18 protein-coding genes are annotated in these 23,093 nt (G+C 71.8%); 6 read left to right on the forward strand and 12 right to left on the reverse strand.

The genetic code is table 11. The annotated features are described in order from the left end of the window. Positions 1–80 precede the first annotated feature (80 nt). Positions 81–2,669, forward strand: a complete 2,589-nt coding sequence (locus ABZ477_RS03315; protein ID WP_360127780.1) for a DUF4062 domain-containing protein — start codon at positions 81–83, stop codon at positions 2,667–2,669. A gap of 9 nt (positions 2,670–2,678) precedes the next feature. On the opposite strand, the gene smc is transcribed toward ABZ477_RS03315, so the two are convergent. After that, on the reverse strand, positions 2,679–6,215 hold the full coding sequence (smc, locus tag ABZ477_RS03320; RefSeq protein WP_360127783.1) for a chromosome segregation protein SMC: 3,537 nt from the start codon (positions 6,213–6,215) through the stop codon (positions 2,679–2,681). Between the two features lie 469 nt (positions 6,216–6,684). On the opposite strand from smc, the gene ABZ477_RS03325 reads away from it, so the two are divergent. The 3 genes from ABZ477_RS03325 to ABZ477_RS03335 all read left to right on the forward strand — a co-directional run bounded on the left by ABZ477_RS03325 (position 6,685) and on the right by ABZ477_RS03335 (position 11,343). Beyond that, a complete protein-coding gene (locus tag ABZ477_RS03325; RefSeq protein WP_360127786.1) occupies positions 6,685–7,773 on the forward strand; it encodes a GNAT family N-acetyltransferase in 1,089 nt (362 codons plus the stop codon). Then, positions 7,766–8,860, forward strand: coding sequence for a GNAT family N-acetyltransferase (locus tag ABZ477_RS03330; protein WP_360127789.1), 1,095 nt, complete (start codon positions 7,766–7,768; stop codon positions 8,858–8,860). The genes ABZ477_RS03325 and ABZ477_RS03330 overlap by 8 nt, the downstream gene beginning before the upstream one ends. Before the next feature lie 149 nt (positions 8,861–9,009). Further along, positions 9,010–11,343 (forward strand): cellulase family glycosylhydrolase, encoded by a 2,334-nt coding sequence (locus tag ABZ477_RS03335; protein ID WP_360127792.1) that lies wholly within the window; start codon positions 9,010–9,012, stop codon positions 11,341–11,343. Positions 11,344–11,454: 111 nt separating this feature from the next. On the opposite strand, the gene mutM is transcribed toward ABZ477_RS03335, so the two are convergent. The 6 genes from mutM to ABZ477_RS03365 form a co-directional block, all read right to left on the reverse strand. Continuing rightward, positions 11,455–12,372: a bifunctional DNA-formamidopyrimidine glycosylase/DNA-(apurinic or apyrimidinic site) lyase gene (mutM, locus tag ABZ477_RS03340; RefSeq protein ID WP_360127795.1), complete on the reverse strand. Its 918-nt coding sequence runs from the start codon at positions 12,370–12,372 to the stop codon at positions 11,455–11,457. Next, the gene (rnc, locus tag ABZ477_RS03345) at positions 12,365–13,039 is read right to left on the reverse strand and encodes a ribonuclease III (RefSeq protein WP_360127912.1); all 675 of its coding nucleotides are present in this window, start codon (positions 13,037–13,039) and stop codon (positions 12,365–12,367) included. Before rnc ends, mutM begins: the two co-directional genes overlap by 8 nt. A 67-nt stretch (positions 13,040–13,106) precedes the next feature. Beyond that, positions 13,107–13,316 (reverse strand): 50S ribosomal protein L32, encoded by a 210-nt coding sequence (rpmF, locus tag ABZ477_RS03350; protein ID WP_127818873.1) that lies wholly within the window; start codon positions 13,314–13,316, stop codon positions 13,107–13,109. 42 nt (positions 13,317–13,358) lie between these two features. After that, the gene (locus tag ABZ477_RS03355) at positions 13,359–13,820 is read right to left on the reverse strand and encodes a DUF177 domain-containing protein (protein WP_360127799.1); all 462 of its coding nucleotides are present in this window, start codon (positions 13,818–13,820) and stop codon (positions 13,359–13,361) included. A 143-nt stretch (positions 13,821–13,963) separates the two neighbouring features. Beyond that, entirely contained in the window at positions 13,964–14,458 is a 495-nt protein-coding gene (gene coaD / locus ABZ477_RS03360; RefSeq protein ID WP_360127802.1) for a pantetheine-phosphate adenylyltransferase, read from the reverse strand. Positions 14,459–14,500: 42 nt separating this feature from the next. Further along, complete coding sequence (locus ABZ477_RS03365) at positions 14,501–16,657, reverse strand: ATP-dependent DNA helicase RecG (RefSeq protein WP_360127805.1); 2,157 nt, start codon at positions 16,655–16,657, stop codon at positions 14,501–14,503. A gap of 49 nt (positions 16,658–16,706) precedes the next feature. Between ABZ477_RS03365 and rsmD the strand changes: the two genes are divergently transcribed. Beyond that, a complete protein-coding gene (gene rsmD / locus ABZ477_RS03370; protein ID WP_360127808.1) occupies positions 16,707–17,276 on the forward strand; it encodes a 16S rRNA (guanine(966)-N(2))-methyltransferase RsmD in 570 nt (189 codons plus the stop codon). Here rsmD and ABZ477_RS03375 read toward each other — a convergent pair. Then, complete coding sequence (locus tag ABZ477_RS03375) at positions 17,228–18,616, reverse strand: serine hydrolase (RefSeq protein ID WP_360127811.1); 1,389 nt, start codon at positions 18,614–18,616, stop codon at positions 17,228–17,230. The two genes, rsmD and ABZ477_RS03375, sit on opposite strands and share 49 nt — an antisense overlap. 56 nt (positions 18,617–18,672) lie before the next feature. Further along, the gene (thiL, locus tag ABZ477_RS03380; protein WP_360127814.1) at positions 18,673–19,659 is read right to left on the reverse strand and encodes a thiamine-phosphate kinase; all 987 of its coding nucleotides are present in this window, start codon (positions 19,657–19,659) and stop codon (positions 18,673–18,675) included. A gap of 110 nt (positions 19,660–19,769) precedes the next feature. Here thiL and ABZ477_RS03385 point away from each other — a divergent pair, with 110 nt between their 5' ends. Further along, the gene (locus tag ABZ477_RS03385; protein WP_360127915.1) at positions 19,770–20,213 is read left to right on the forward strand and encodes a DUF3515 family protein; all 444 of its coding nucleotides are present in this window, start codon (positions 19,770–19,772) and stop codon (positions 20,211–20,213) included. On the opposite strand, the gene ABZ477_RS03390 is transcribed toward ABZ477_RS03385, so the two are convergent. The 3 genes from ABZ477_RS03390 to ABZ477_RS03400 are packed head-to-tail and all read right to left on the reverse strand — an operon-like array spanning position 20,214 to position 23,092. Next, on the reverse strand, positions 20,214–21,302 hold the full coding sequence (locus ABZ477_RS03390) for a D-alanine--D-alanine ligase family protein (protein ID WP_360127817.1): 1,089 nt from the start codon (positions 21,300–21,302) through the stop codon (positions 20,214–20,216). After that, a complete protein-coding gene (locus ABZ477_RS03395; protein WP_360127820.1) occupies positions 21,202–22,335 on the reverse strand; it encodes an NAD(P)H-dependent glycerol-3-phosphate dehydrogenase in 1,134 nt (377 codons plus the stop codon). The genes ABZ477_RS03390 and ABZ477_RS03395 overlap by 101 nt, the downstream gene beginning before the upstream one ends. Further along, positions 22,325–23,092, reverse strand: coding sequence for a lysophospholipid acyltransferase family protein (locus ABZ477_RS03400; protein ID WP_360127823.1), 768 nt, complete (start codon positions 23,090–23,092; stop codon positions 22,325–22,327). Before ABZ477_RS03400 ends, ABZ477_RS03395 begins: the two co-directional genes overlap by 11 nt. Between the last annotated feature and the right edge of the window lies 1 nt (position 23,093).

Here is a 23,093-nt window from a genome sequence, read left to right on the forward strand (position 1 = left end):
ACACTCGCGTCCGACCGTGGACAAGCGCGCGGTCCTGCGCCACCCTGAGGACGGGCGCAATGGAGCGTGGGAGGATTGCGATGTCGCCGACGGATGCCGGTAACTGCGCGATCCGCACGCCCGATCAGCGGCTGCGCGTGTTCGTGAGCTCGACGCTCGCCGAGCTGGCCGAGGAACGCGCCGCCGTGGCCAGGGCGATCACCTCTCTCGGGCTCGCGCCCGTGATGTTCGAGCTCGGGGCGCGACCGCACCCTCCTCAGGAGCTCTACCGGGCCTACCTCGCCCAGTCGGACGTCTTCGTCGGACTGTACTGGGAGAGCTACGGCTGGGTCGGCCCCGGGATGGACATCTCCGGTCTGGAGGACGAGTTCCGGCTGTCGAGGGGGAAGCCGAGACTCCTGTACCTCAAGTCGCCCGCGCCGGGGCGCCAGACTCGCCTCGAGGCGATGATCGAGCAGATCCGTGCCGAGGGAAGCGACGCGTATCGCAGCTTCCGATCGGCGCGCGAGCTGGGGCGGCTCGTGCGCGATGACCTGGCCCTGCTGCTCAGCGAGCGGTTCGTCAGCGGCCGGCAGGACGAGCGTCCGGAGACGGCCCCTGGCCATGCATCGCGCTCATTGCCGGTGCCGACCACCTCCCTCATCGGGCGCGAGGCGAGCGTGCGGGCGCTCGAGGAGCTCCTCGCCCGTGCTGACGTGCGTCTGGTCACGGTGACCGGCCCCGGCGGTATCGGGAAGACGCGCGTCGCCATCGCCGTGGGCGAGCGTCTCGCCGCCGATGCGCCGCCCGAGGTCGTGTTCGTCCCCCTCGCCGCCGTCGCCGACGCTTCGGAGCTCCTTCCGCGCATCGCCGAAGCCGCGGGAGTCGTCCTGGAGGTGATGCGACCCACGCGCGACATCCTCGTCGAGCATTTCTCGGATGCTCCCACCGTGCTCATCCTCGACAATCTCGAGCAGGTGGCAGGGGTGGCGCAGCAACTGGACGAGCTGCTCGCATCGAGCCCCGGGCTCGCGGTCCTCGCGACCAGCCGCATCGCGTTGCGTCTGCGGGCGGAGCACGAGTACGTGCTCGGCCCGCTCTCCAGCGGCGACGCGTCGCAGGATACCGCGACGGCCGATGCCGCCTCGGCCCCGGCGGTGCAGCTGTTCCTGGACCGCGCTGCGGCAATGGGCCGCGCCGTTGCCGGGACTGCTCAGGACGTCGCTTCCGTCGTCCAGATCTGCCGGCGGGTGGACGGCCTCCCGCTGGCGATCGAGCTCGCGGCCGCGCGGTGCCGTCTCCTCGATCCCGCCGCCGTGCTCGCGCGACTGGCGAACGTCCTCGACGCCCTCGGATCCGGGCCGGTCGATCTGCCCGAGCGGCAGCGCAGCCTCCGCGCGACCGTCCAGTGGAGCGTCGGCCTGCTCGGCGACGAGGAGCGAGCGCTCCTGACCGCGCTGTCGGTCTTCGTCGACGGGTGGACTCTGACGGCGGCCGCCGCGATCGTCGGTGCCGACGAGGACACGATGCTCGATCTCCTCGACATCCTTGCGGGCCACAGTCTCATCAGCGTGGAGGCCGGCACCGGCACTCCCCGCTTCGGGATGCTGACCACAGTCCGCGAGTTCTCCTCCGAGCAGCTGACCGGGCAGACCCGCGTCGACGCCGAGCGCCGACACGCCGAGTACTTCGCCGCCCTCGCCGAGGAAGAAGTCGAGCCGGATGAGGTCGTCGCCTGGAGCGACCGCCTTCGAGCCGACGACGAGAACCTCCGCGTCGCCATCCGATGGTTCTTCGACAACGAGGTGTCCCGTCTTCCCCACCTTCTGCGGAGCCTCTGGCTGCACTGGCAGATCACCGACCGGATCTCGGAGGCGGTGGGCCTCGTCCGCGAGCTGCGGAAGAAGGTGGAGGGTCAGGAGCTGGACGCCCATTCGATGGCGGAGCTGCTGTGCTCGATCGCGGTGACGGCCTCGGAGGTCGGGGACGACGAATCGGCTCTCGCTGCGCTCGAGGCTTCCGAGCCGCTTCGGCCCCATCTCGACGATCCGCCCCTCAGCGACGCGCTGCACCTGGCGTGGGCGTGGCTCCTTCCCGTCCGAGGCGACATCGAGGGCGCCCTCGCCGCGGCGGCGGCCGCCCACGACGGATTCGCATCCCGCCGGGATCCCTACCTGGCGTCGTCGGCACTCACACTCGGCATCCTGCGCATGCTCGTCGGAGACGATGCGGCCGCTCGTCGGCATCTGCAGGAGGTCGATGACATCGGCGATCAGCTCGGCATCGAGTATCTGACGATGAGCGCCCGCACGCATCTGGCGCTCATCGATGCCCGCGCCGGAGAGATCGAGTCGGCCCGTGCTCATCTCCGGCGGGCAGTGGACGGTCTCGACGACGTCCGCACGGTGACCTTGCCTGCGTGCCTGGTGCTGGTGACATTCGGCCGGCTGTCGATCCTCGAGGGTCACCCAGCCGCCGCGGCGACAGCGCTCGGCGCGATGGACGGCCTGCGGCAGCGGGCGGGAGTGACGCCGTGGCCCATCTCGCGGGGCACGGAGGACGATCTGCGGCGCGAGGTGCGCACCGTGCTTCCCGCTTCCGAGTGGCAGGGCGCGTACGAACGCGGATCGGCGCTTCGCAAGCCGGAGGCGCTCGCCCTCGTTCGCGACGCGCTGAGCGCCGGGCAGTAGCTCGTCGACTCAGCTGGCGACGCGCTCCCCCACGCGCTGGCCGACCACGGCGGAGACGCCGTCCTGGCGCATCGAGACGCCGTACAGGGCGTCGGCGATCTCCATCGTGCGCTTCTGGTGCGTGATGACGATGAGCTGGCTCGATTCGCGCAGCTGCTCGAACACGCCGAGCAGGCGTCCGAGGTTCGCGTCGTCGAGCGCCGCCTCGACCTCGTCGAGGATGTAGAAGGGGCTCGGGCGCGCCTTGAAGATCGCCGTCAGCAGCGCGACCGCCGCAAGCGACCGCTCGCCGCCGGACAGCAGCGACAGGCGCTCGATCTTCTTGCCGACCGGCCGCACGGCGACCTCGATGCCCGTCGTGAGCGGATTGTCGGGATCCGTGAGCGAGATGCTGCCCGTGCCGCCGGGGAACAGCACGGGGAAGACCTCGCCGAAAGCGACCTTCGTGTCCTCGAACGCCGCGAGGAAGATGACCTGCATCCGCTCGTCGAGCTCCTCGATGATCGTCAGGAGGTCCCTGCGGGTCTGCGTGAGGTCGGCGAGCTGCTCCGTGAGGAACTTGTGGCGCTGCTCGAGCGCCGCGAACTCCTCGAGGGCGAGCGGGTTGACGCGACCCAGTTGCGTGAGCTTGCGCTCCGCCTCCTGCAGGCGCCGGCGCTGTCCCGCCCGATCGAAGGGGACGGATGCTGTCGTCTCCTCGCCGTCGGCCGCGCTCGATGCTGCGAGCTCCGACTCGACCGGAATCGGCTGGTCGGGCCCGTATTCCGCGACGAGCACCTCCTCGCTCAGCCCCAGCTCGGATGCCACGCGCTCGAGCAGGCTCGTGACGTGGAGGCGCTTCTCGTGGATCTGCAGCTCGAGTCCGTGGACGCTCTCGGTGAGTCCCGCGAGCCGCTCCCGCACGGCCGACTCGGCGGCGCGGAGCGTGGCCAGCTCCTGGGTCAGGGCGGTGCGCGCCGACTCGGCGGTGGCGAGCTCCAGACGCGCCTGCGCGACCGACCGGTCGACCGAGTCCAGGAGCGCGGGAACCTGCGCTGCGACATCCGCCGCGATCTCACGCTGGGCGCGTCGGATGACGGCGCGGCGCGCGGCCTCGGCGGCGGCCTCGCGCTCACGCTCGCGCTGCTTCTCGAGCTGGACGACGCGCGCCTCGCCTGCGCGCACGCGCTCGCGGAGCGTCTCGACGTCCAGGCGCGTGCGCATCTCGGCTTCGCGGGAGGCCTCGAGCGCCGCCAGCAGACCGTCGCGCGCCGACGCGTCGAGGATCGGACGCGGCGCCTCCAGCGCCACCGTGAGCTGATCCTCCGCGACGCGGGCCGAGCCCTCGGCGTCGGCGACAGCGGCCTCCGCCTGCGCGACGCCCGCCGCGAGCCGGTCGCACTCGGCGATCGCCGCCTCGTGGCGCACCGTCGCGCGATTGACCTGCTCGGCGTGCGCGGCGGCGGCCGCATCGTGTGCGCGGAGGGTCTCCAGAGCCGTCTTGGTGCGCTTGCGCGCGGCGTCGAGGTCGTGGACCCGGTCGGCGAGCGCCTCGCGCAGCGAATCCGCGACGACCGCGATCTCGGCGAGGCGCTCGGCCGCGGCATCCCGCTCCGCCGCGAGCTCGAGGCGCGAGCGGCTCTGACCCGATCCGGCCCGCACCGTCTGTCCTGTCACGACCTCGCCCGCCCGCGTGACGATCGTCGCGGACGCCTGCGAGGCTGCGGCCTGCGCGGCCCGCGCGGCGTCGAGGTCCTCGACGATCACGACCCGCCCGAGGAGGGAGAGGATGCCGTCGGGCGCCGTCACGACATCGCGTGCGGCCGTCGCACCGGCGATCTCGGGCGCCGCTGCCGTGGCTCCGCCGACGGACGCGATCGCGATGTCGACGACACCCAGGTCGCCGTCGCGGGCGGTCTCGGCGACGCCGAACGCGTCGTCGGCCGAGCCGACCAGAACGCCCTCCGCGAGCGGCCCGAGCACCGCCGCGATCGCGGCTTCGCAGCCCGGCTGGACCTTGATGGCGTCGCCGATGAGGCCGCGGACGCCTTCGCCGCCGCGCGCGACGATTTCGGCCGCCGCGTTGCGCACATCGAGGGCGCGCCCCAGGGTCTTCGTCTGCGCCGTGAGCGACTCGACTTCGCGCTCGGCCGCATGCAGGCGCTCGCGGAGGCCGCCGACGGCCACCTCGGTCTCGGTCGCCTGGCGCTGCGCGCGCTCGTAGGCGGCGCTGTGCTCGGCCGAGGACTCCTCCGGGACGAGGTCCGGGTCGATGCCCGCGAGCACGCCTTCGGCCTCGGCGCGGCGCTGCTGCGCGGCATCCAGCGCGCGCTGCTGGCGCTCGACCGCCGCGCGAACGGCGGCGAGGGCGGATGCCGCCGCCTCCGCGGTGCCGCGCAGCGCCGTGATGCGCATGTCGTGCTCCGAGACGAGCGCGCTCTGCGCCGCGATGTCGGCGTCCAGCGCGTCCAGCTCGGCGCGGGCGCGCACGACGTCGCGGGCGGCCTCGGTCGCGGCATCCTGTGCGTCGCCCAGTCCGCCCGCGATCTCGTCGATCTCGGCGCGGACCTCGTCGATCATGGACTGCGACACCGTCGCGTGGGCGGCCGATTCGTCCGCATCCGTCTCGCCGAGGAGCGCGAGGCGCTGTCCGGCGAGGGTGTAGAGGCCGCGGATCCGCTCCTGCACGCGTTCGAGGCCGAACGCGTCGCTGCGGGCGCGGTCGACGGCCTCGGAGCGCTGATCGGTCTCGAGCTGCTCGATGCGCAGGCGCTGGGCGTCGAGCTGATCCTGCAGGACGAGGCGCTCGCTGTGTCGCTCCTGCTCGCTGCGCGTGTGGTCCGCGAGCTCGTTGCGCAGCCCCACGAGTTCGTCGGCGAAGAGCCGCGCCTTCGCGTCGCGGACGACGGCGGCGATCGTCGCGGCTTCGCGCGCGATCTCGGCCTGGCGTCCGAGGGGCTTCAGCTGCCGCCGGAGCTCCCCCGCGAGGTCGCTCAAGCGCATGAGGTTCGCCTCCATCGCCTCGAGCTTGCGGATCGTCTTCTCTTTGCGGCGACGGTGCTTGAGGATGCCGGCGGCCTCCTCGATGAAGCCGCGGCGGTCCTCCGGCGAGGCCTGCAGCACGCTGTCCAGTCGTCCCTGACCGACGATGACGTGCATCTCGCGGCCCAGGCCGCTGTCGCTCAGCAGCTCCTGCACGTCCAGGAGGCGGCAGGACTCGCCGTTGATCGCGTACTCGCTCGCGCCGTTGCGGAAGAGGGTCCGGCTGATGCTCACCTCGGAGTACTCGATCGGCAGAGCGCCGTCCGAGTTGTCGATCGTGAGCTGGACTTCGGCGCGCCCGAGCGGGCCGCGCGTGGCCGTGCCGGCGAAGATGACGTCCTCCATCTTGCCGCCGCGCAGGGTCTTGGCGCCCTGTTCGCCCATGACCCACGCGAGGGCGTCGACGACGTTGGACTTCCCGGAGCCGTTCGGGCCGACGATGCACGTCACGCCGGGTTCGAGCACGAAGGTCGTCGGCTGCGCGAACGACTTGAACCCTTTGAGCGTCACGCTCTTCAGGTGCATGGACGCGCCTCCGCGGTGGCCGGTGGATATCCCGTCCACCGTACCCGACACGGCATCCTGGGCCCCGGAGGCGGGCCGGTCGATCGGATGCCGCGACCGGCCGTTCGCCCGACCACCCTTGACGCGCGCCCGCCGCTGCGCTAGCGTCGCTGATCGCGTCAGAAGTCGAGAGGAGGTCGCCATGATGACGGAAGCCCGTACGCAGCCCACTGCGCCAGCGTTCCCCGGCAACGTCTCCATTCCGGCGACCAGCTCCTTCGGCGCATTCCCGCACGCGGAGCATTGATCCGCTCATAGGAGGACTCCGCCCGCCGTCGCTCGTCACGCGACAGCCGGCGTCCTGAATCCGCCTCCCACCCGAGCGGCTCCGCCCACGGGAGCTCGGGCGCCACCGCGCCTCCGCCGTCGCCTCCGACACACGATCGCGCTCTGCGCATCCCCACCCACTTCCTCTGACAAGAGAGCAGAAATGAACACCACGACACTCACCGGGATCGAATTCCGACAACTCACGATCCCGGCATCCATCGAATCCGCGGATGCCGCCGACTTCATCACGATGGTCGACGTCCGCAACCGCATCTACCGCGAGATCGCCGGCCACGACGACCACAGCATGCCCGCCGACGAGATGATCCCCGTCTACCGGCCGGACGAGTACGAACTGCGACTGCTGTGGCTCATCGTCCGCGACGGCGAGCCGGTCGGCCGCATCGGCGTCGACATCCCCTTCGAAGAAGGCTCGAAGGCCGCATATTGGCTCGTCGAGCTGCTGGAGAGCGCGCAGGGCCAGGGCATCGGCTCGGTCGCGTATGCGCTCGTCGAGGACACGGCTCGGGAGCACGGCCGGACCGTGCTGCAGTCCTGGGCCCAGCACTCGGCCGAGGGCGACCGCGTCATCGTGCCGCCGACGGGCTTCGGCGCCCTTCCCGACGACCGCCCGGCTCGCTTCTACCGGGCCAACGGGTATGGCCTGGAGCAGGTCGTGCGCAGCAGCGCGTTCGACCTCCAGGGCTCCTTCGACGACGTCGAGCGCCTGCTCGCCGAGGCGGAGGCCGCCTCGACGGGCTACCGCGTCGTGCAGTGGACGCTGCCGACGTCCGCCGAGCACGCCGACGGCTATGCGTGGATGAAGTCCCGCATGTCCACCGACGCGCCCGCCGCCGGCCTCGAGTTCGACGAGGAGGTGTGGGATGCCGCGCGCGTCGCGGTCCACGACGCCTCCTACACGGATGTCGGACGGCACCTGCTCGTGACGGCGGCACAGCACATCGAGACCGGTGAGCTGTGCGCGTTCAACGAGCTCGTGATCGGCAAGGACCGCACGGCGGCGTCGCATCAAGAAGACACCCTCGTGCTGAAGGAGCACCGCGGCCACAAGCTCGGAACGCTCGTGAAGTGCCGCGGGCTCCTCTCGTGGCGCGAGATCGCCCCCGAGTCGCCCCGCATCATCACGTACAACGCGGAGGAGAACCGGCCCATGCTCGACATCAACGAAGCCATCGGCTTCGTCCCCATCGCCTATGAAGGAGCCTGGAAGAAGGTGCTGGATGACTGACCTCTCGCTGTCGCAGCTCACGATCGGCCGGCTGGCCATCCCCGAGAGCCTGGACGCGCCGGATGCCGGCCCGTTCCTCGACTTCATCCGCATCGCGAACGCCGCGTGCCGGCACGACGCCGGCCACTCGGACCTCGACTACGAGCCCCACGAGGCGCTCGTGTCGTGGCACGACCAGGTCGATTGGGGTCACGTCGGATTCCTCGCCGAGCGCGACGGTGTCGTGCTCGGCGGCGCGGAGCTCTCGTACCAGAAGGAGGAGGACGCCGAGTCGGCGGAGTTCGAGCTCTGGATCGACCCGGACCACTGGGGCGAGGGCGCCGAGGAGGCGCTTCTCGCGGCGATCGAGGCCGAGGCGCTCGCCATCGGCCGGCGCACGATCCAGATCTTCACCTTCCACCGGCCCGCCGACGGCGGCCGGCCGCTCGTGCCGTCGACGGGATGGGGCTCCATCCCCGCCGACGACCGGCAGACCGTGTTCCACCTCGACAACGGCTTCACTCTCGAGCAGGTGGAGCGCACGAGCGCCTTCGACCTGCAGGGCTCCTTCGACGTCGTGGAGCGGATGCTCCAGGACGCCCTCGAAAAGGCGGGACCGGACTACCGGCCCGTCGTCTGGACGTCGCCGACGCCCGAGCAGTACCGGGAGGGTCTCGCCTACGCCATATCACGGATGGCGACGGACGCCCCGCAGGGCGGCCTCGTCGTCGACGAGCAGAAGTGGGACGCCGACCGGGTCCGGCGCCGCGACGAGCGGCTCCAGGCGCAGCGGTACACAGTGTCGGTCGCCTGCGTCGAGCATGTGCCGACCGGCCGGATCGCGGCCTACAACGAGATCGCGATCCAGTCCGACCACACGGCGGCGACGCTCCAGTGGGGCACGCTCGTCCTCAAGGAGCACCGGGGCCGGAGCCTCGGAACCATCGTGAAGTGCGCGAACCTCCTGCGCTGGCGCGAGCTCGTGCCGGAGTCGCCGCGCGTCACGACGTTCAACGCCGAGGAGAACCGGCACATGCTCGACATCAACGAGGCCATCGGCTTCACTCCCGTGTCGTACGCGGGAGCCTGGAAGAAGGTCCTCGACTGAGCCGGCGGATGCCGCGCGCGCGAAGCGACGCTGCGCGCGGCATCCGCCCTCTCTTCGAATGTGCTGGGACGCAGTGCCGTTCGGTTTGACATCGGGTGCCCGATCGCGGATGCTTTCCAGGCCCGAAATCCTCGTCACGACGGAGTGCAATGAAGCCGTTCCGACGTGCCGTCGTCGCGCTGTCCGCGATGACCGCCCTCGTCCTCGTCCAGGCGCTCGTCGACCCCACGGGGCTGCTCGCCCTCGTCGGCTGGTCCGGAGCCGTCCCTTCGCTCGATGCGGGCGTCTGGCCGTTCGCGGCCTATGCCGTGTTCCTCCCGGTGCTGCTGGTGGTCGTGGCGTGGGTGGCCGTGCGCGCCGGCGACCGCTACTGGACCCTCGTGCCGGGCTTCACGCTGGCCGTCCTGCTCGCACAGGCCGCCGCATGCTTCGTCATGACATGGGACCTCGGCATCGCCGCATGGGCGGCGGGGTACGTCACCGCGAAGGCCGTGCCCGCGGCTCTCATCGTCGCCGCGATAACCCGCCTCCTGGGCGGCCCGGTCGATCGCACGCGCCGGGCGCCGGGGTCGATCTGGCCCGGTGCCGCCGTCTTCGCGATCCTCGCGCCGCTCGTCGCCGGGGTGTGGTGGACGGGTGCCGTCTACGCCTCCGGCGTCCCCGCCGCCCGCATCGATCGCGGACCCCTCTCTCTCATCATCGGGATGCTGCTCCTCGCCGGCCTCACAGCTCTGTGCCTTCGCTGGATGCGCAGCCGCGTCCCGGGCGTCCTCGGCGGATGGCTCGCCGCGATCGTCGCCGGCGGTGCCATGGGCCTCGTGCAGGGCGTCGTCGCCTTCGTCGTCGACGCCGGCTGGACGGGCGAGCTCTGGCCTCTCATGGCGACCTACGTCGCGGTGGCCGACGGCCTCTCGTTCGGCGCGGCGCTCGGCTGGGTCGTCGGCGTCACGGCGCTCATCGCCGACCGCGTGGTCGCGACCCGCTCTTCGCGGGCGCTGCGGCTCGCGGCCTCGATCGCCGCTGTCGTCGCTGTCGTCGCGATCGCCGTGCCGTCGGCGATCCCCGCCGACGCCGCCGAGGATGAGGCTGCGGCTGTCCCCGCCGGATTCCTCCGCGCCGACGGCGACGTCATCTCGGACGGCGAGGGCAATCAGGTGCTCCTGCGCGGCGTCAACGTCAACCAGCTCGTCGACTTCTACCAGGCGCGAGCCAACGTCAGCCCGACCCGCGCCCTCACCGAGAAGGACTTCGCCGGCGTCGCCGCCGAGGGCTTCAACGTCGTGCGCCTCGGCTTCTCGTGGTCGGCGCTCGAGCCCGAGCGCGGACAGATCGACGACGCGTACCTCGGCCGCATCGAGGACGCCGTCGCGTGGGCGAAGGCGAACGACGTCTACGTCGTCCTCGACATGCACCAGGACGGCTGGTGGAACGGCCCCACGGCGCCGGGGACCGAGTGCCGCCCGGGGACCGATCGCATGTGGGGCTACGACGGCGCTCCGGAGTGGGCGACGATCACCGACGGCGCTCCGCGCTGCGCCTTCACGGGGCGCGACATCTCCCCCGCCGGCGACCGCGCCTTCCAGAACTTCTACTTCGACACGGACGGCGTGCAGTCGGCCCTCGTCGAGACGTGGGCGATGCTCGCCCAGCGCTTCCGCGACGAGCAGATCGTCGCCGGATTCGACCTGCTCAACGAGCCCGGCTTCGGCGAGACGGCCCCCGTCACGACGTCGTACCAGCTCGGCCGCTTCTACGACCGCGCCATCACCGCCATCCGTGCCGCCGGCGCTCCGCAGATCGTGTTCTTCGAGCCCAGCATCCTGTGGTCGGGGCTCGGATTCGACGCGGGCCCGACGCCCGGCTTCACGGATGACGACAACATCGTCTTCTCGCCGCACCTCTACGCCGAGTCCATCACGATGGACCGTTCGCTGGGGCTCCCGCCCATCATCGGGATCGAGCGCCAGTTCGAGCTCGCGGAGCGCGTCGCCGAGGCGTACGACGCGCCGCTGTGGTCGGGCGAGTACGGCTACTGGGGCGACTCCGAGGACCGCGTGGCGCGCCTCGAGCGCTACGCCGCCGAGGAGGACGCGTACGTCCTCGGCAGCGCGTACTGGGTCTGGAAGCAGGCGTGCGGCGACCCGCAGAACGGCATCCAGGAGACCGGCGACGGCCTCATGGTGCAGGACTGCGCGACAGGCGGCGACGCTCCCCCGCGCGACGACCTGCTCGAGATCCTGAGCCGCGCGTACCCCCGGTCCGCCCCCGGAACGGTCACGTCCCTGCAGTCGGAGGGTGCCGACCTGCGGCTGTCCGGCACGGCCCCCGAGGAGTCGTGCGGGCTGCAGGTGTGGGTGCCCGGCACGCGCGAGCCCGAGGTCACGGCCGACGGCGTCACCGGCATCCGGGCGACCGCCGTGGAGGGCGGGTGGCTCGTCACCGGCTGCGCCGCCGGCGACTACTCCCTCGCCACCGCCTCCTGACCCGCGCCGGAGCGCCTCACCCTACAGCTTTCCGCCCCCAGGGGTTTCGTCTCCGTCGAACGCGCGATTTCCGCGGGCGACGACGACGTTCCACGGAGACGAACCGAGAAGTCAGGCCCCGCGGGGCGCCTTCTGGCAGTGCGGGCAGAAGTGGCTCGACCGGTTCATGAACGAGACCCGCACGATCGGACGGCCGCAGCGCGGGCACGGCGCTCCCGTGCGTCCATAGGCGTTGAGCGAGTGCGCGAAGTAGCCCGCCTGCCCGTTGACGTTGACGTACTGCGCATCGAAGCTCGTGCCGCCCTCGGCGAGGGCCTTCTCGAGCACCGCCCGGATCTCGGCCAGCAGCCTTCCGGCGGCGCGGGCGGACAGCATCCGGGCCGTCGTCTGGGGGTGTATGCGCGAGGCCCACAGCGCCTCGTCGGCGTAGATGTTGCCGATCCCGCTCGCGACGGTCTGGTCCAGCAGGACGCGCTTGATGGCGGAGTCCTTGCGCGCGAGCGCGGCGCGGAAGCCGCGCTCGGAGAAGGCGGGGTCCAGCGGGTCGCGCGCGATGTGGGCGACCTGGCTCGGCACGGAGGCCGCGTGCGTGCCGCGGCCGCCGGGAGCGGCATCCTCCGTCGGGATCAGGCGATCGACCGCGAGCGACCCGAACGTGCGCTGGTCGGCGAAGACGACCGCCAGTTCGCCATGGGAAGGATGCTGGATGTCGAGCCGGACGCGCTCGTGGCGCTCGGCCGGCGCGCCGGGAGCGCGCAGGAGCAGCTGCCCGCTCATCCCGAGGTGCCCCACGACGGCTTCATCGGGAGCCGCGCCGTCGCGCGGGGCGAGCGGCAGCCAGAGGAACTTGCCGCGCCGCGCGGCACCCTCCACGACGCGGCCCGTCAGCGCCGTCTCGAAGTCGGCGCCTCCGCCGTCGTGCCGCGTCAGGGCCCGCTCGTCGTGGACGGTGACCGCGACGACCGTCGCGTGCGAGACGGCGGGCTCGAGGCCCGCGCGGACGACCTCGACCTCGGGGAGCTCAGGCACGCCCGCTGAGCATGCGCCACGCCGCGAGGGCGGCCGCGGCCTCGGCATGCTTCTTGCTCGTGCCGGCGCCTTGCGCGCTGATCTCACCCACCGTGACGGTCGCCGTGAACCGGCGCTCGTGGTCGGGTCCCGTCGACGCGACGGAGTACACGGGCGCGGGCGACTGCCGCCGCGCCGCGAGCTCCTGAAGGCTCGTCTTGGGGTCCATCGCTGCGCCATACCGGTCCTGGTCGGCGAAGAGCGGCTCGATGAGCCGCATCACGAGGGCCGTCGCCGCATCCGGTCCCACGGAGAGGTACGTCGCGCCGATGAGGGCCTCGACGGTGTCGGCGAGGATCGAGTCCTTGTCGCGTCCGCCCGTCAGCTGCTCGCCCTTGCCGAGGAGGATGTGACCGCCCAGCCCGATGCGACGTGCGACGTCGGCGAGCGCGACGGTCGAGACGACGGCGGCGCGTCGCTTCGCGAGAGAGCCTTCGTCGAGATCCGGATGCTGGGTGTACAGGCGGACGGTGACCGCCTGACCCAGCACGGAGTCGCCGAGGAACTCGAGGCGCTCGTTGTGCGGGATCTGACCGTGCTCGTACGCGTAGGAGCGGTGCGTCAGGGCGAGCGAAAGGAGCTCGGCGTCGATCTCGACGCCGAGCTCCTCGACGAGGGCGGTGCGCAGGACCGGCTGAGCCGGTCCGTCGGCTGCGCGCCCGAAAGTGACGTTCGTCACGTCGCCGTGCAGGCGATCAGACGTCGGCGACCTTGCGGCCCTTGTACTCGAGGAACAGCTCGGTGCCCTGCGAGTCGGTGACGACCTTCGCCTGGTGCGGACGGCTGTAGACGACCTTGCCGTTCTCGACCGTCTTGACGAGCGTGGGGGCCTCGGCCTTCCACTGCGCGCGACGCGAACGAGTGTTGGAGCGGGAGACCTTCCGCTTCGGGGGGTTACCTGCCATGGCTAGCTCTCTTCTGTGTTCTCGACTCTGAGGCGCGGTGCTTCAGTCGTCGTGGTCTGGGGTGTAGTCCTGGAGCGCGGCCCAGCGAGGATCGAGGGGCTCGCGCTGCTCTGAGACGGTGTTCGCGGTCAGCCGCTCGCCCGTGACCGGATCGAGGCCGGGGCAATCCGGCTGACACACCGGCTGAAACGGAAGCGACAGGACGATCGCATCCCTGACGGGAGTTTCAAGATCCACGTGGTCGTCTTGAACCTCGAAGTCAGTTGCTTCCTCTCCAGGATACGCGAAAAGCTCCTGAAACTCGACTTGGAGGGGCTCGGCGATGTCGCGCAGGCACCGCCCGCACACGCCGGTGTATCTCGAATCGATCTCCGCCGTCACGAGGATGCCCTCGTGCACCGACTCCAGGCGCACTTCCACGGCGACAGGCTCGCCCTCGGCCACCGAGACGAGTCCCTCGCCCCACTTGGCCGGCGCGGAGACCTCGAACGAGTGCTCGCGCATCTCCCCCGGTCGGCGGACGATGTCGCGGACGGGGATGTCGAAGGGTCCGTTGTGGCGAGTTCTCACGGTCGTCCATGCTACCGGCGGGCGACTGCGCGTCCGCCCGGCGCCGAGGATCGTGTCAGAGTTCGGCGGGGATATCGTCAGAGCTCGGCGGGGGTCCCGAGGAACCGGGCGACGGCGGGCGGCACGAAGGGCGAGACGTCGCCTCCGAGCGACGCGACCTGCCGCACGAGCGAGCTCGAGACGAGCGCGTGCGCGGGATCGGGAAGCAGGAAGACCGTCTCGACATGGGCGAGGTGGCGGTTCACGATCGCCATGGGCGTCTCGTACGCGACATCGACCTGCGACCGGATGCCCTTGACGAGCACGCCGGCTCCGACGTCCGTCGCGTAGTCGACGAGGAGGCCCATGCTCCACGAGGCGACGACGACGTCGCCGTCGATGTCGCTCTCGGCGATCGACTGCTCGAGGAGGGTCAGCCGCTGCGCAAGCGGAAGCATGGCCTCCTTGCCCGGGTTGTGCACGACCAGCACGTGAAGCTGGTCGTAGAGCCTCGCGGCGCGACGGATGACGTCCAGGTGCCCGAGCGTGGGCGGGTCGAACGATCCGGGGACGACGGCGATCCGGTTGCTCATGTGGTTCAGCCTAACGGGGCGGGCCTGCGGCCCCGCGTCGCGTCAATTCTTCGCGAGCGCGGCGCGCTCCTGCATGCCGACGCGGCGCTCGATCGCGGCGGCGAGCTCGGCGTGCCGGCGCAGCGTCGGGTCCTCGTCGAGCACGCGCTGCGCGGCCTCGCGCGACTCCGCGATGAGATCGGCGTCCTTGACGACCCGCAGCAGACGAAGCGACGAGCGCACGCCCGACTGCGCGTCACCGAGGACGTCGCCCTCACCGCGCAGCTCGAGGTCGACCTCGGCGAGCTCGAAGCCGTCGAGCGTCGCGGCGACGGCGTCGACGCGGGCACGCGCCGACGTGCCCGCGGGCGCCTCGGTCACGAGCAGGCACAGTCCGGGGACGCCGCCGCGGCCCACGCGCCCGCGCAGCTGATGCAGCTGCGACACGCCGAAGCGGTCGGCCTCCAGGATCGCCATCGTCGAGGCGTTCGGCACGTCGACGCCCACCTCCACGACCGTCGTCGCGACGAGCACGTCGATGTCGCCGCGCGCGAAGGCCTGCATGACGGCATCCTTCTCGTCGGACGGCATGCGCCCGTGGAGGACCTCGACCCGGATGCTGTCATACGCGGGCTGCCGCGCAAGGAGCTCCGCCGCCTGCACGACCCCCCAGCGCGTGCGCGTCGACGCGTCGGGTTCGACGGGCTCGTCGGCCGTGTCGTCCTTCGTCGCCGCCTCGGCGTCGATCGCGGCGCACACGACGAAGGCCTGCCGGCCCTGCGCGACCTCCTCCGCGATGCGATCCCACACGCGGGCGAACCAGCCGGGCTTCTCGGCGAGCGGTGCGACGAACGTCTGGATGCCGGCACGCCCCTCGGGCATCGTGCGGATCGTGGAGACGTCGAGGTCGCCGAACACCGTCATCGCGACGGTGCGCGGGATCGGCGTGGCCGTCAGGACGAGCGCGTGCGGCGACGACCCCTTCGCGCGCAGCGATTCGCGCTGCTCGACGCCGAACCGGTGCTGCTCGTCCACGACGACGAGTCCGAGGTCGGCGAAGGTCGTCGAGGCGCTCAGGAGCGCGTGCGTGCCCACGACGATGCGGGCCTGACCGGCCGCGACGCGCAGCGCCGCCTTGCGGCGCTCGGCGGCCGGGAGCTGACCCGTCAGCAGCGTCGGCATGAGCTCGGGGGCGAGCTGGGGTCCCAGCATCCGGGCGATGGAGCGGACATGCTGGGCCGCGAGCACCTCGGTCGGCGCGATGAGCGCGGACTGGCCGCCGCTCTCGGCGACCTGCAGCATCGCCCGCAGCGCGACGAGCGTCTTGCCCGAGCCCACCTCACCCTGCACGAGCCGGTTCATGGGCCAATCGCCCTGCAGGTCGCGCTCGATCTCGGCGCCGACCGTCACCTGGTCGGGCGTCCGCGCGAAGGGAAGCGTCGCATCGAAGCGCTCGAGCAGGGGGCCGGGCGACCGCTTGGCGGCCGACAGTGCGCGCACGAACTGCCGCTGCTGCAGGAGCGCCGACTGCAGGACGAACGCCTCCTGCCACCGCAGCGTCTCGCGCGCCTGCTCGATCTGGTCCTCGAAGTCGGGACGGTGGATGCGCTCGATCGCCGTACGCGCGTCGAGCAGGCTGTGCCGGGCGCGCAGCGTCTCGGGGAGCGGGTCGCTCACGGGCCCGAGCGCATCCAGGACGAGGTCGACGATCTTCTTGAACTGCCAGCTGGCCACGGAGCTCGTCGCGGGGTAGATCGGGATCGGCAGGTTCGCGTACGCCTGAGCGTTCAGGCGCGCCGTGTCCTCGTCCTCGAACAGCTCGTAGTCGGGGTGCGCGAGCTGCTTCGTCCCCTTGTACTCGCCGACCTTGCCCGCGAAGATCCCGCGGCGTCCCGGATGCAGGTCTTTGATGCGCCACGACTGGTTGAAGAAGGTGAGGGACAGGTCGCCGTGCCCGTCGCTGATGACGACCTCGAGGATCGAGCCCTTGCGGTTCTGCATGCGGCGCTCGCTCGCGCGGCGCACCTCGGCGACGATCGTCACGGGCTCGCCGATCGGCAGCGACGAGATGGGCGTGAGCTCACCGCGCCGCGCGTACCGCCGCGGGTAGTGCGACAGCAGATCCCCGACGGTCTTCATGCCGAACGCTCGGTCCAGCGCCGAGGCCGTCTTGCCGCCGACGGCGCCGTCGAGGCGGGACTCGAGGGCGTGGCCGGGCATGCGTCCACTCTAGACACGGCCCCGGACGCGTGGTTTGTAGGGTGGGACCGTGACGCGCATCATCGCCGGCCGGGCGGGTTCCATCCCCCTCGAGGTCCCGGACGCAGGCACGCGCCCGACGAGCGACCGCGTGCGCGAGTCCCTCTTCGGGGCGCTCGAGTCCGCCGACGTCCTGCGCGGCGCCGCCGTCCTCGACCTCTATGCGGGCTCCGGTGCGCTCGGGCTCGAGGCCATCAGCCGGGGCGCGGCAAGCGCCGACCTCGTCGAGAAGTCGCCGCGCGCGGCATCCGTCGTGCAGCGCAACGCCGCAAAGGTCGCCCGGTCGGTGGGGCGGGATGCTCGCATCGACGTGCACCGGATGTCCGTCGCCGCCTACCTGCGCGCGCCCCGCGGTCCGTTCGACATCGTGTTCCTCGACCCCCCGTACGACGTGTCGGATGCCGATCTCACCGCCGCCCTGGAGCTGCTCGTTCCGAGACTCGCGCCCGATGCGACCGTGATCGTCGAGCGCGCCGGCCGCTCCCCCGAGCCGGTGCTGCCCGACGGCCTCGTCGCGGGACGGTCGAAGCGCTACGGCGACACGACGCTGTGGTGGTCGACGGCGGCCGACCCGGACTGATCCGGCTCGGCCGACGGGGCGCCCTCCCACACATGGGTGCCTTCGAAGCCCACATCGCGCGTGATCGTCAGGCGGCCCTCCGACGTCAGCTCCAGGCGGAAGGTGACAGCATCCTCCAGCGCGCGCAGGAGGGCGACGAACGTGTCTGCCTGCCACCCGCCCGACAGGGCGACGTGATCGCCGTACACCCGGTTGCGGTGCAGCAGGGGCCCTGCTGATCCCACGACCCACCCGTCCGGCGCGAAGCGCAGCTCGAGCCCGTCGATCTCGAGGACCGTCGCCGAGACACAGAGACGGCGGATCGGCCCGTCGTACTCGAAGGCCGCCTCGATGTCGCGCCGCTCGCCGCCGCTGGGCGCGATGGGTCGCGGCGCGGGGACCTCGGCGTCCTCCCCGACCGTGTCGAGTGCGGGCAGGACGATTTCCCACAGCGCCTCGAGCGGCAGCGCCATGTCGGCGAGGCCGCCCGTCATCGTGACGACGGCGTCGTGCTCGGGCAGGACGACGACGTACTGGCCGAACGCGCCGTCGGCGCGGTACGCGCCGTGCCGGCACATCCAGAACTGGAAGCCGTATCCCTGGTCCCAGTCCGACGTCCCCGACGGCGTGCCGTTGGCGACCTGCCGGCTCGTGGCCTGATCGATCCACTCCGCGGGCACGAGCTGCCGGTCGTTCCAGCGGCCCCGCTGGAGGAGCAGCTGGCCGAACGCGGCGAGCTCCTCGACGCGCAGCGACAGACCGAAGCCGCCCGCGTCCACCCCGACCGGGTTCTGCAGCCACGTCGGCGCGACGATGCCGAGCGGCTCGAACAGGCGCGGGGTGAGGTAGTCCAGGAGGCGCTCCCCCGTGCGGGTCTGCACGATCTGCGACAGGAGATGCGTTGCGGGTGTGTTGTACAGCCAGTGAGTGCCCGGCTCGAACGCGAGCTCCGCCGTCAGGATGCCGCGCGCCCAGTCGTCGTCCTCCGCCCACGGCTCGGCATCGTGCCCCGTCGTCATCGTGAGCAGGTGCCGGACGCGCAGCGCCTCGAGACGGGGCGACGGATGCTGCGGCACGAGGTCCGCGAGGAGATCCACGACGCGATCGTCCAGTCCGAATCGGCGTTCATCGATCGCGAGCCCCACGGCGATCGCGGTGAAGCTCTTGCTCACGGAGTACAGCGCGTGCGGCGCGTCACGCTCGTACGGCGGCCTCGCGAACTCGGCGACGACGTGTCCGTGACGGGCGATGGTCAGGGTGTGCACGTGCGGGATGTCATCGAGCGCGCGGACGAAGCGGGCGATCGCGGCAGCGGGCACGCCCTGAGCCTGGGGACGGGAGCGCGGAAGCAGGTGAGTCATCGGCGCGAGCCTAGCGGCCCTCGCAGACACCCGAGCAGCGGCGTCCGAGCGTCGGATCAGCCGCGGGCAGAGTCCCAGTCCCGGTAGGGATCCCAGCCGCCGCGTCCGCCCGGCGCCTGCCCGTCCACGAGGACCGGCGCCGTCCCCGCGCCTTCGACGCGGCCGATCGCGCGGAACCCCTCCGGCAGCGCGACGGCAGGCGGGAAGGTCGCGAGCAGGCCGTGGTCCTCGCCCCCGCTGAGCGCCGGCTCAGGTCCCACGGCCGCGGCGTCGAGCGCGACGGTGACGCGGGATGCCTCGGCCATCCGCGTCGCGTCGAGCACGAGCCCGTCCGACACGTCCATGAGCGCCGTCGCACCCGCCTCGGCGGCGAGGGGCCCGAGGGCGAGCGGCGGAGAGGGACGCAGCTGCGCGCCGAGGTCCGCCGCCTCGTCGGGGCTCACCGCGGCCGGATCGACGGGGACCGGCGTGCCCGCGGCATCCCGGAATCTTCCGAAGAGGATCGCGAGGCCCCGCGCCGCACGGCCGAGATCGCCGGCGAGGGCGACGACGTCGCCCGGCCGGGCGCCGGAGCGGAGGACCGGGGCGCGACCGTCGAGGGATCCGAGCGCGGTGACGGCGATCGTGAGGGTGTCGGAGACCGTGAGGTCGCCGCCCTCCACGGCGCAGCCGGGAGCCAGGGCGTCGCACGCGGCGCGCAGGCCTTCGGCGAGGCCCTCGACGAACGACAGGCGCGTGTCGTCGGGCATCGCGAGCGCCACGAACAGCGCCGTGGGCCGCGCGCCCATCGCCGCGATGTCGGCGAGGTTTACGGCGGCGGCCTTCCAGCCCAGATCGGATGCCGAGGACCATGCGAGCCGGAAGTCCGGGCCGTGCACGAGCGTGTCGGTCGTCGCGACGACGCGCCCGTCCGGCGCGGCGACGACCGCGGCGTCATCCCCCGGGCCCACGAGGGCCGACGATGCGCCGAGGCGCTCCCGGATCGCCCGCAGCACGGTCGCCTCCGAGAGGGTTCCGACGGCGGGGTCGGCCTGAGCGGTCATCCGTCCAGGCTACCCGCGCGGTCGGAGGCGTCCCGTCGCCTGGTTACCCTTGATGAGTGCCCCGCCCCTCCCGATCGCGCCGACTCGCGGTGGCGTCGTCCGCCGTTCTGATGCTCGCCCTCGCGGGGTGCAGCACGACGGTGTCGATGCAGCCCGCGGCCCTCGCGAACGATCCGCGGTGCGCCGACGTCATCGTGCGGCTCCCCGACGCCGTCGACGGCCAGGAGCGCCGGTGGACGGATGCGCAGGCGACCGGCGCGTGGGGCGACCCGACGGCGGTCCTCCTCACCTGCGGGCTGGAGCCGCCGGGACCGTCGACGCTGCGCTGCATCACCGTGGGCGGCGTGGACTGGCTCGTCGACGAGTCGGAGGCGCCGAACTACCGACTCACGACGTACGGGCGCACGCCCGCCGTCGAGCTGTACGTCGACAACGAGGTCGTGTCACCCAACGAGGCCCTCGACGACGTCCGGCAGGCCGTGTCGCAGCTGCCGAAGGATGCCGAGTGCACGGCACCCGAGGCGCCGCTGGACGAGCAGGAGTCGTCGGGCTGATCAGGCCGCGCGCTCGAGCGCGATGTCCACGAGCTCCGAGATGAGCTCGGGATACGTCATGCCCGACGCGAGCCAGCACTTCGGGAACATCGAGATCGGGGTGAAGCCCGGCATCGTGTTGAGCTCGTTGACGAAGAGGCCCTCGCTGGTCAGGAAGAAGTCGACGCGCGCGAGACCACGCCCGTCCACCGCTTCGAACGCGCGGATGCCGAGCTCCTGGATGGCCGCGATCTCGGCATCCGTCAGCTCTGCGGGGCACACGACCTCGGCGCCGTCGCCGCCGAGGTACTTGCCCTCGAAGTCGTAGAACTCGCGGGTCGTCAGGACGATCTCGCCCGGGAGCGACGCACGCGTGCCGTCGCCGTTGCGGCCCTCGAGCACGGCCACCTCGACCTCGCGGCCCACGATGGCGGACTCGATGAGCACCTTGTCGTCCTCCGCGAAGGCGAGCGCGAGGGCCTCGTCGAGCTCGGCGGGTTCGTGCACCTTGGAGACCCCGACGCTCGACCCGGCACGGGCGGGCTTGACGAAGATCGGCTCGCCCAGTGCCGCGGCATCCGCGCGCACGCCCGCGGCGTCGGCCGCCCAGCGCGCCTTGGTCACCGTCACCCACGGCGCGACGGCGACGCCGGCGGCCTGCAGCACGATCTTCATGAAGTGCTTGTCCATGCACAGCGCCGAGTCGAGCACGCCCCCGCCCGCGTACGGGATCTCGAGCGTGTCGAAGTAGCCCTGGATGGTGCCGTCCTCGCCGTGCACGCCGTGCAGGATCGGCAGCACCACGTCGAGGGTGCCCAGCTCGTCGACGCTGCCGTCGGGGCGGCGGACGCGCAGCTCGCGGTCGCCCACCTCGGGCCACAGCACGCGCGTGCCGTTGTCGACCACCTCGGGGAGGCGCTCGGCGTCGAGGGCGAACTTGTCGGGATCGTCGTCTTCGAGGACGAAAACGCCGTCGCGCGTGATCCCGACGGGGATCACGCTGTAGCGGTCACGGTTGATCGCGCGGAGGACGCCGCCCGCTGTTGCGGAGCTGATCGAGTGTTCGCTGGATCGACCTCCAAAGAGCACCGCCACCACCGGCTTGTCCATTCTGCGTCCTCTCGCCCTTCGGTTCGTCGTCGTCGGTCGTCAGGTGGGGCGCGATCTCGCGCGGATCCATCGTGCCGTCCAGCACCCGCTTGACCTGTTCGACGATCGGCATCTCGATGCCCGCCTCCTTGGCCAGCTGCAGCACGGGCGCGACGGACGCGAGGCCCTCTGCCGTCTGATTCATCTGCTTGACGACGTCGTCGAAGCGGTAGCCCTGCCCGAGCAGGCGCCCGGCGGTGTTGTTGCGGCTCAAGGGCGACTGGCACGTCGCGATGAGGTCGCCGAGGCCCGCGAGGCCCTGGAGCGTCTCGTGGTGCGCGCCCTGCGCGACGGCGAAGTCCGTCATCTCGACGAGGCCGCGCGTGATGATCGAGGCCTTCGTGTTCTCGCCGTAGCCGACGCCGTCGACGATGCCGATGGCGACGGCGATGAGGTTCTTGAGGACGCCGCCGAACTCCGTGCCGATGACGTCGGTGTTGACGAAGGAGCGGAAGTAGCGGTTGCGGGCACGTCGGGCGACAGCATCCGCCGTCTCCTGGCTCGTCGAGGCGATGACGGCGGCGGTCGGCTGCTCGCGAGCGATCTCGAGCGCGAGGTTGGGACCGGACGCCACGGCGATGCGCGACGGATCGCAGTCGAGCTCCTGCTGGATGACCTGGCTCATGCGCAGGCCCGTGCGGCGCTCGACGCCCTTCATGAGCGAGACGATCGGCACGTCCGTCTTCGCGACGAGCGGCCGGACCGCCTTGAGGTTCTCGCGGAGGGTCTGGCTCGGCACCGAGAGGTAGACCTGGTCCGCGCCCTCGAGTGCCTCGGACAGATGGTGCGTCGCCGTCATCTCGCGCGGCAGGTTGATGCCGGGCAGGTACTGGCTGTTGCGCTTGGCCTCGTCGATCTCGTGCGCGAGCTCGGCCCGGCGCGCCCACATCGTGACGTGTGCCCCGCCGTCGGCGAGGATCTTGCCGAACGTCGTGCCCCAGCTGCCGGCCCCGACGACGGCGACGCGGACGAGCGGCTCCCCCCTACGGCTCAAGGCGTCCCGTCTCCTTCTGCCCGTGGTCGCTCGGGTTCCAGCGCTCGGCAGGCGCCGGCTCGTCGCGGATGACCGAGAGAAGCTGCGCGATGTCCGCCATGACGGCGTCGGTCGCTGCGATGAGGTTCGGCGCCTGGCCCTCCGCGCGGAAGGCCGAGAGGTCGACGGGCTTGCCGATGAGGACGCGCACGGGGCGGCGGAGAGGCCACAGCTTGAGCTTGCCGTAGCGCGGCAGGACCGCCTGGCAGCCCCACTGCGCCATCGGGACGAGCGGGATGTCGCCTGCCAGCGCGAGGCGGACGGCACCCGTCTTGCCGCGCATGGGCCACATCCCGGGGTCGCGGGTGAGCGTGCCCTCCGGGTAGACGATCACTCCGCGGCCGTTCTCGACGAGCGTCTCGGACGTCTCGAGGGTCGCCCGCGCGGAGGCCGCGGACGACGAGCGGGCGACGGGCACCATTCCGGTGATCCGCAGGATCCATCCCAGCACGGGGACGCGGAAGAGCGACTCCTTGGCCATGAACCGCGGAGCGCGACCGGCCTTCCAGACCGCGAGGGCGACCGCAAGCGGGTCGGACTCCGAGTAGTGGTTGGGCGCGAGGACGTAGGCGCCCTCTCGGGGCAGGTTCTCCGCGCCCTCGATCTCGAGCTTGAAGACGAGTGCGATGAGGGGCGCGATGACGACGGCGAGCGGCCAGAAGACGCTCGGCCGCGACTTGTCGGTCCCGGCACGCAGCCGTGGCGAGGGCGTGGCCACG

This window comes from Microbacterium sp. NPDC019599, assembly GCF_040632175.1.
Taxonomy (GTDB): domain Bacteria; phylum Actinomycetota; class Actinomycetes; order Actinomycetales; family Microbacteriaceae; genus Microbacterium.

Excerpts from the sequence above, each read along its gene's own strand:
- ABZ477_RS03315 (WP_360127780.1), top strand. The coding sequence starts at position 81 with ATGTCGCCGACGGATGCCGGTAACTGCGCGATCCGCACGCCCGATCAG.
- smc (WP_360127783.1), bottom strand. The coding sequence starts at position 6,215 with ATGCACCTGAAGAGCGTGACGCTCAAAGGGTTCAAGTCGTTCGCGCAG.
- ABZ477_RS03325 (WP_360127786.1), top strand. The coding sequence starts at position 6,685 with ATGAACACCACGACACTCACCGGGATCGAATTCCGACAACTCACGATC.
- ABZ477_RS03330 (WP_360127789.1), top strand. The coding sequence starts at position 7,766 with ATGACTGACCTCTCGCTGTCGCAGCTCACGATCGGCCGGCTGGCCATC.
- ABZ477_RS03335 (WP_360127792.1), top strand. The coding sequence starts at position 9,010 with ATGAAGCCGTTCCGACGTGCCGTCGTCGCGCTGTCCGCGATGACCGCC.
- rpmF (WP_127818873.1), bottom strand. The coding sequence starts at position 13,316 with ATGGCAGGTAACCCCCCGAAGCGGAAGGTCTCCCGCTCCAACACTCGT.
- ABZ477_RS03355 (WP_360127799.1), bottom strand. The coding sequence starts at position 13,820 with ATGCGCGAGCACTCGTTCGAGGTCTCCGCGCCGGCCAAGTGGGGCGAG.
- coaD (WP_360127802.1), bottom strand. The coding sequence starts at position 14,458 with ATGAGCAACCGGATCGCCGTCGTCCCCGGATCGTTCGACCCGCCCACG.
- ABZ477_RS03365 (WP_360127805.1), bottom strand. The coding sequence starts at position 16,657 with ATGCCCGGCCACGCCCTCGAGTCCCGCCTCGACGGCGCCGTCGGCGGC.
- ABZ477_RS03375 (WP_360127811.1), bottom strand. The coding sequence starts at position 18,616 with ATGACTCACCTGCTTCCGCGCTCCCGTCCCCAGGCTCAGGGCGTGCCC.
- thiL (WP_360127814.1), bottom strand. The coding sequence starts at position 19,659 with ATGACCGCTCAGGCCGACCCCGCCGTCGGAACCCTCTCGGAGGCGACC.
- ABZ477_RS03385 (WP_360127915.1), top strand. The coding sequence starts at position 19,770 with ATGCTCGCCCTCGCGGGGTGCAGCACGACGGTGTCGATGCAGCCCGCG.
- ABZ477_RS03390 (WP_360127817.1), bottom strand. The coding sequence starts at position 21,302 with ATGGACAAGCCGGTGGTGGCGGTGCTCTTTGGAGGTCGATCCAGCGAA.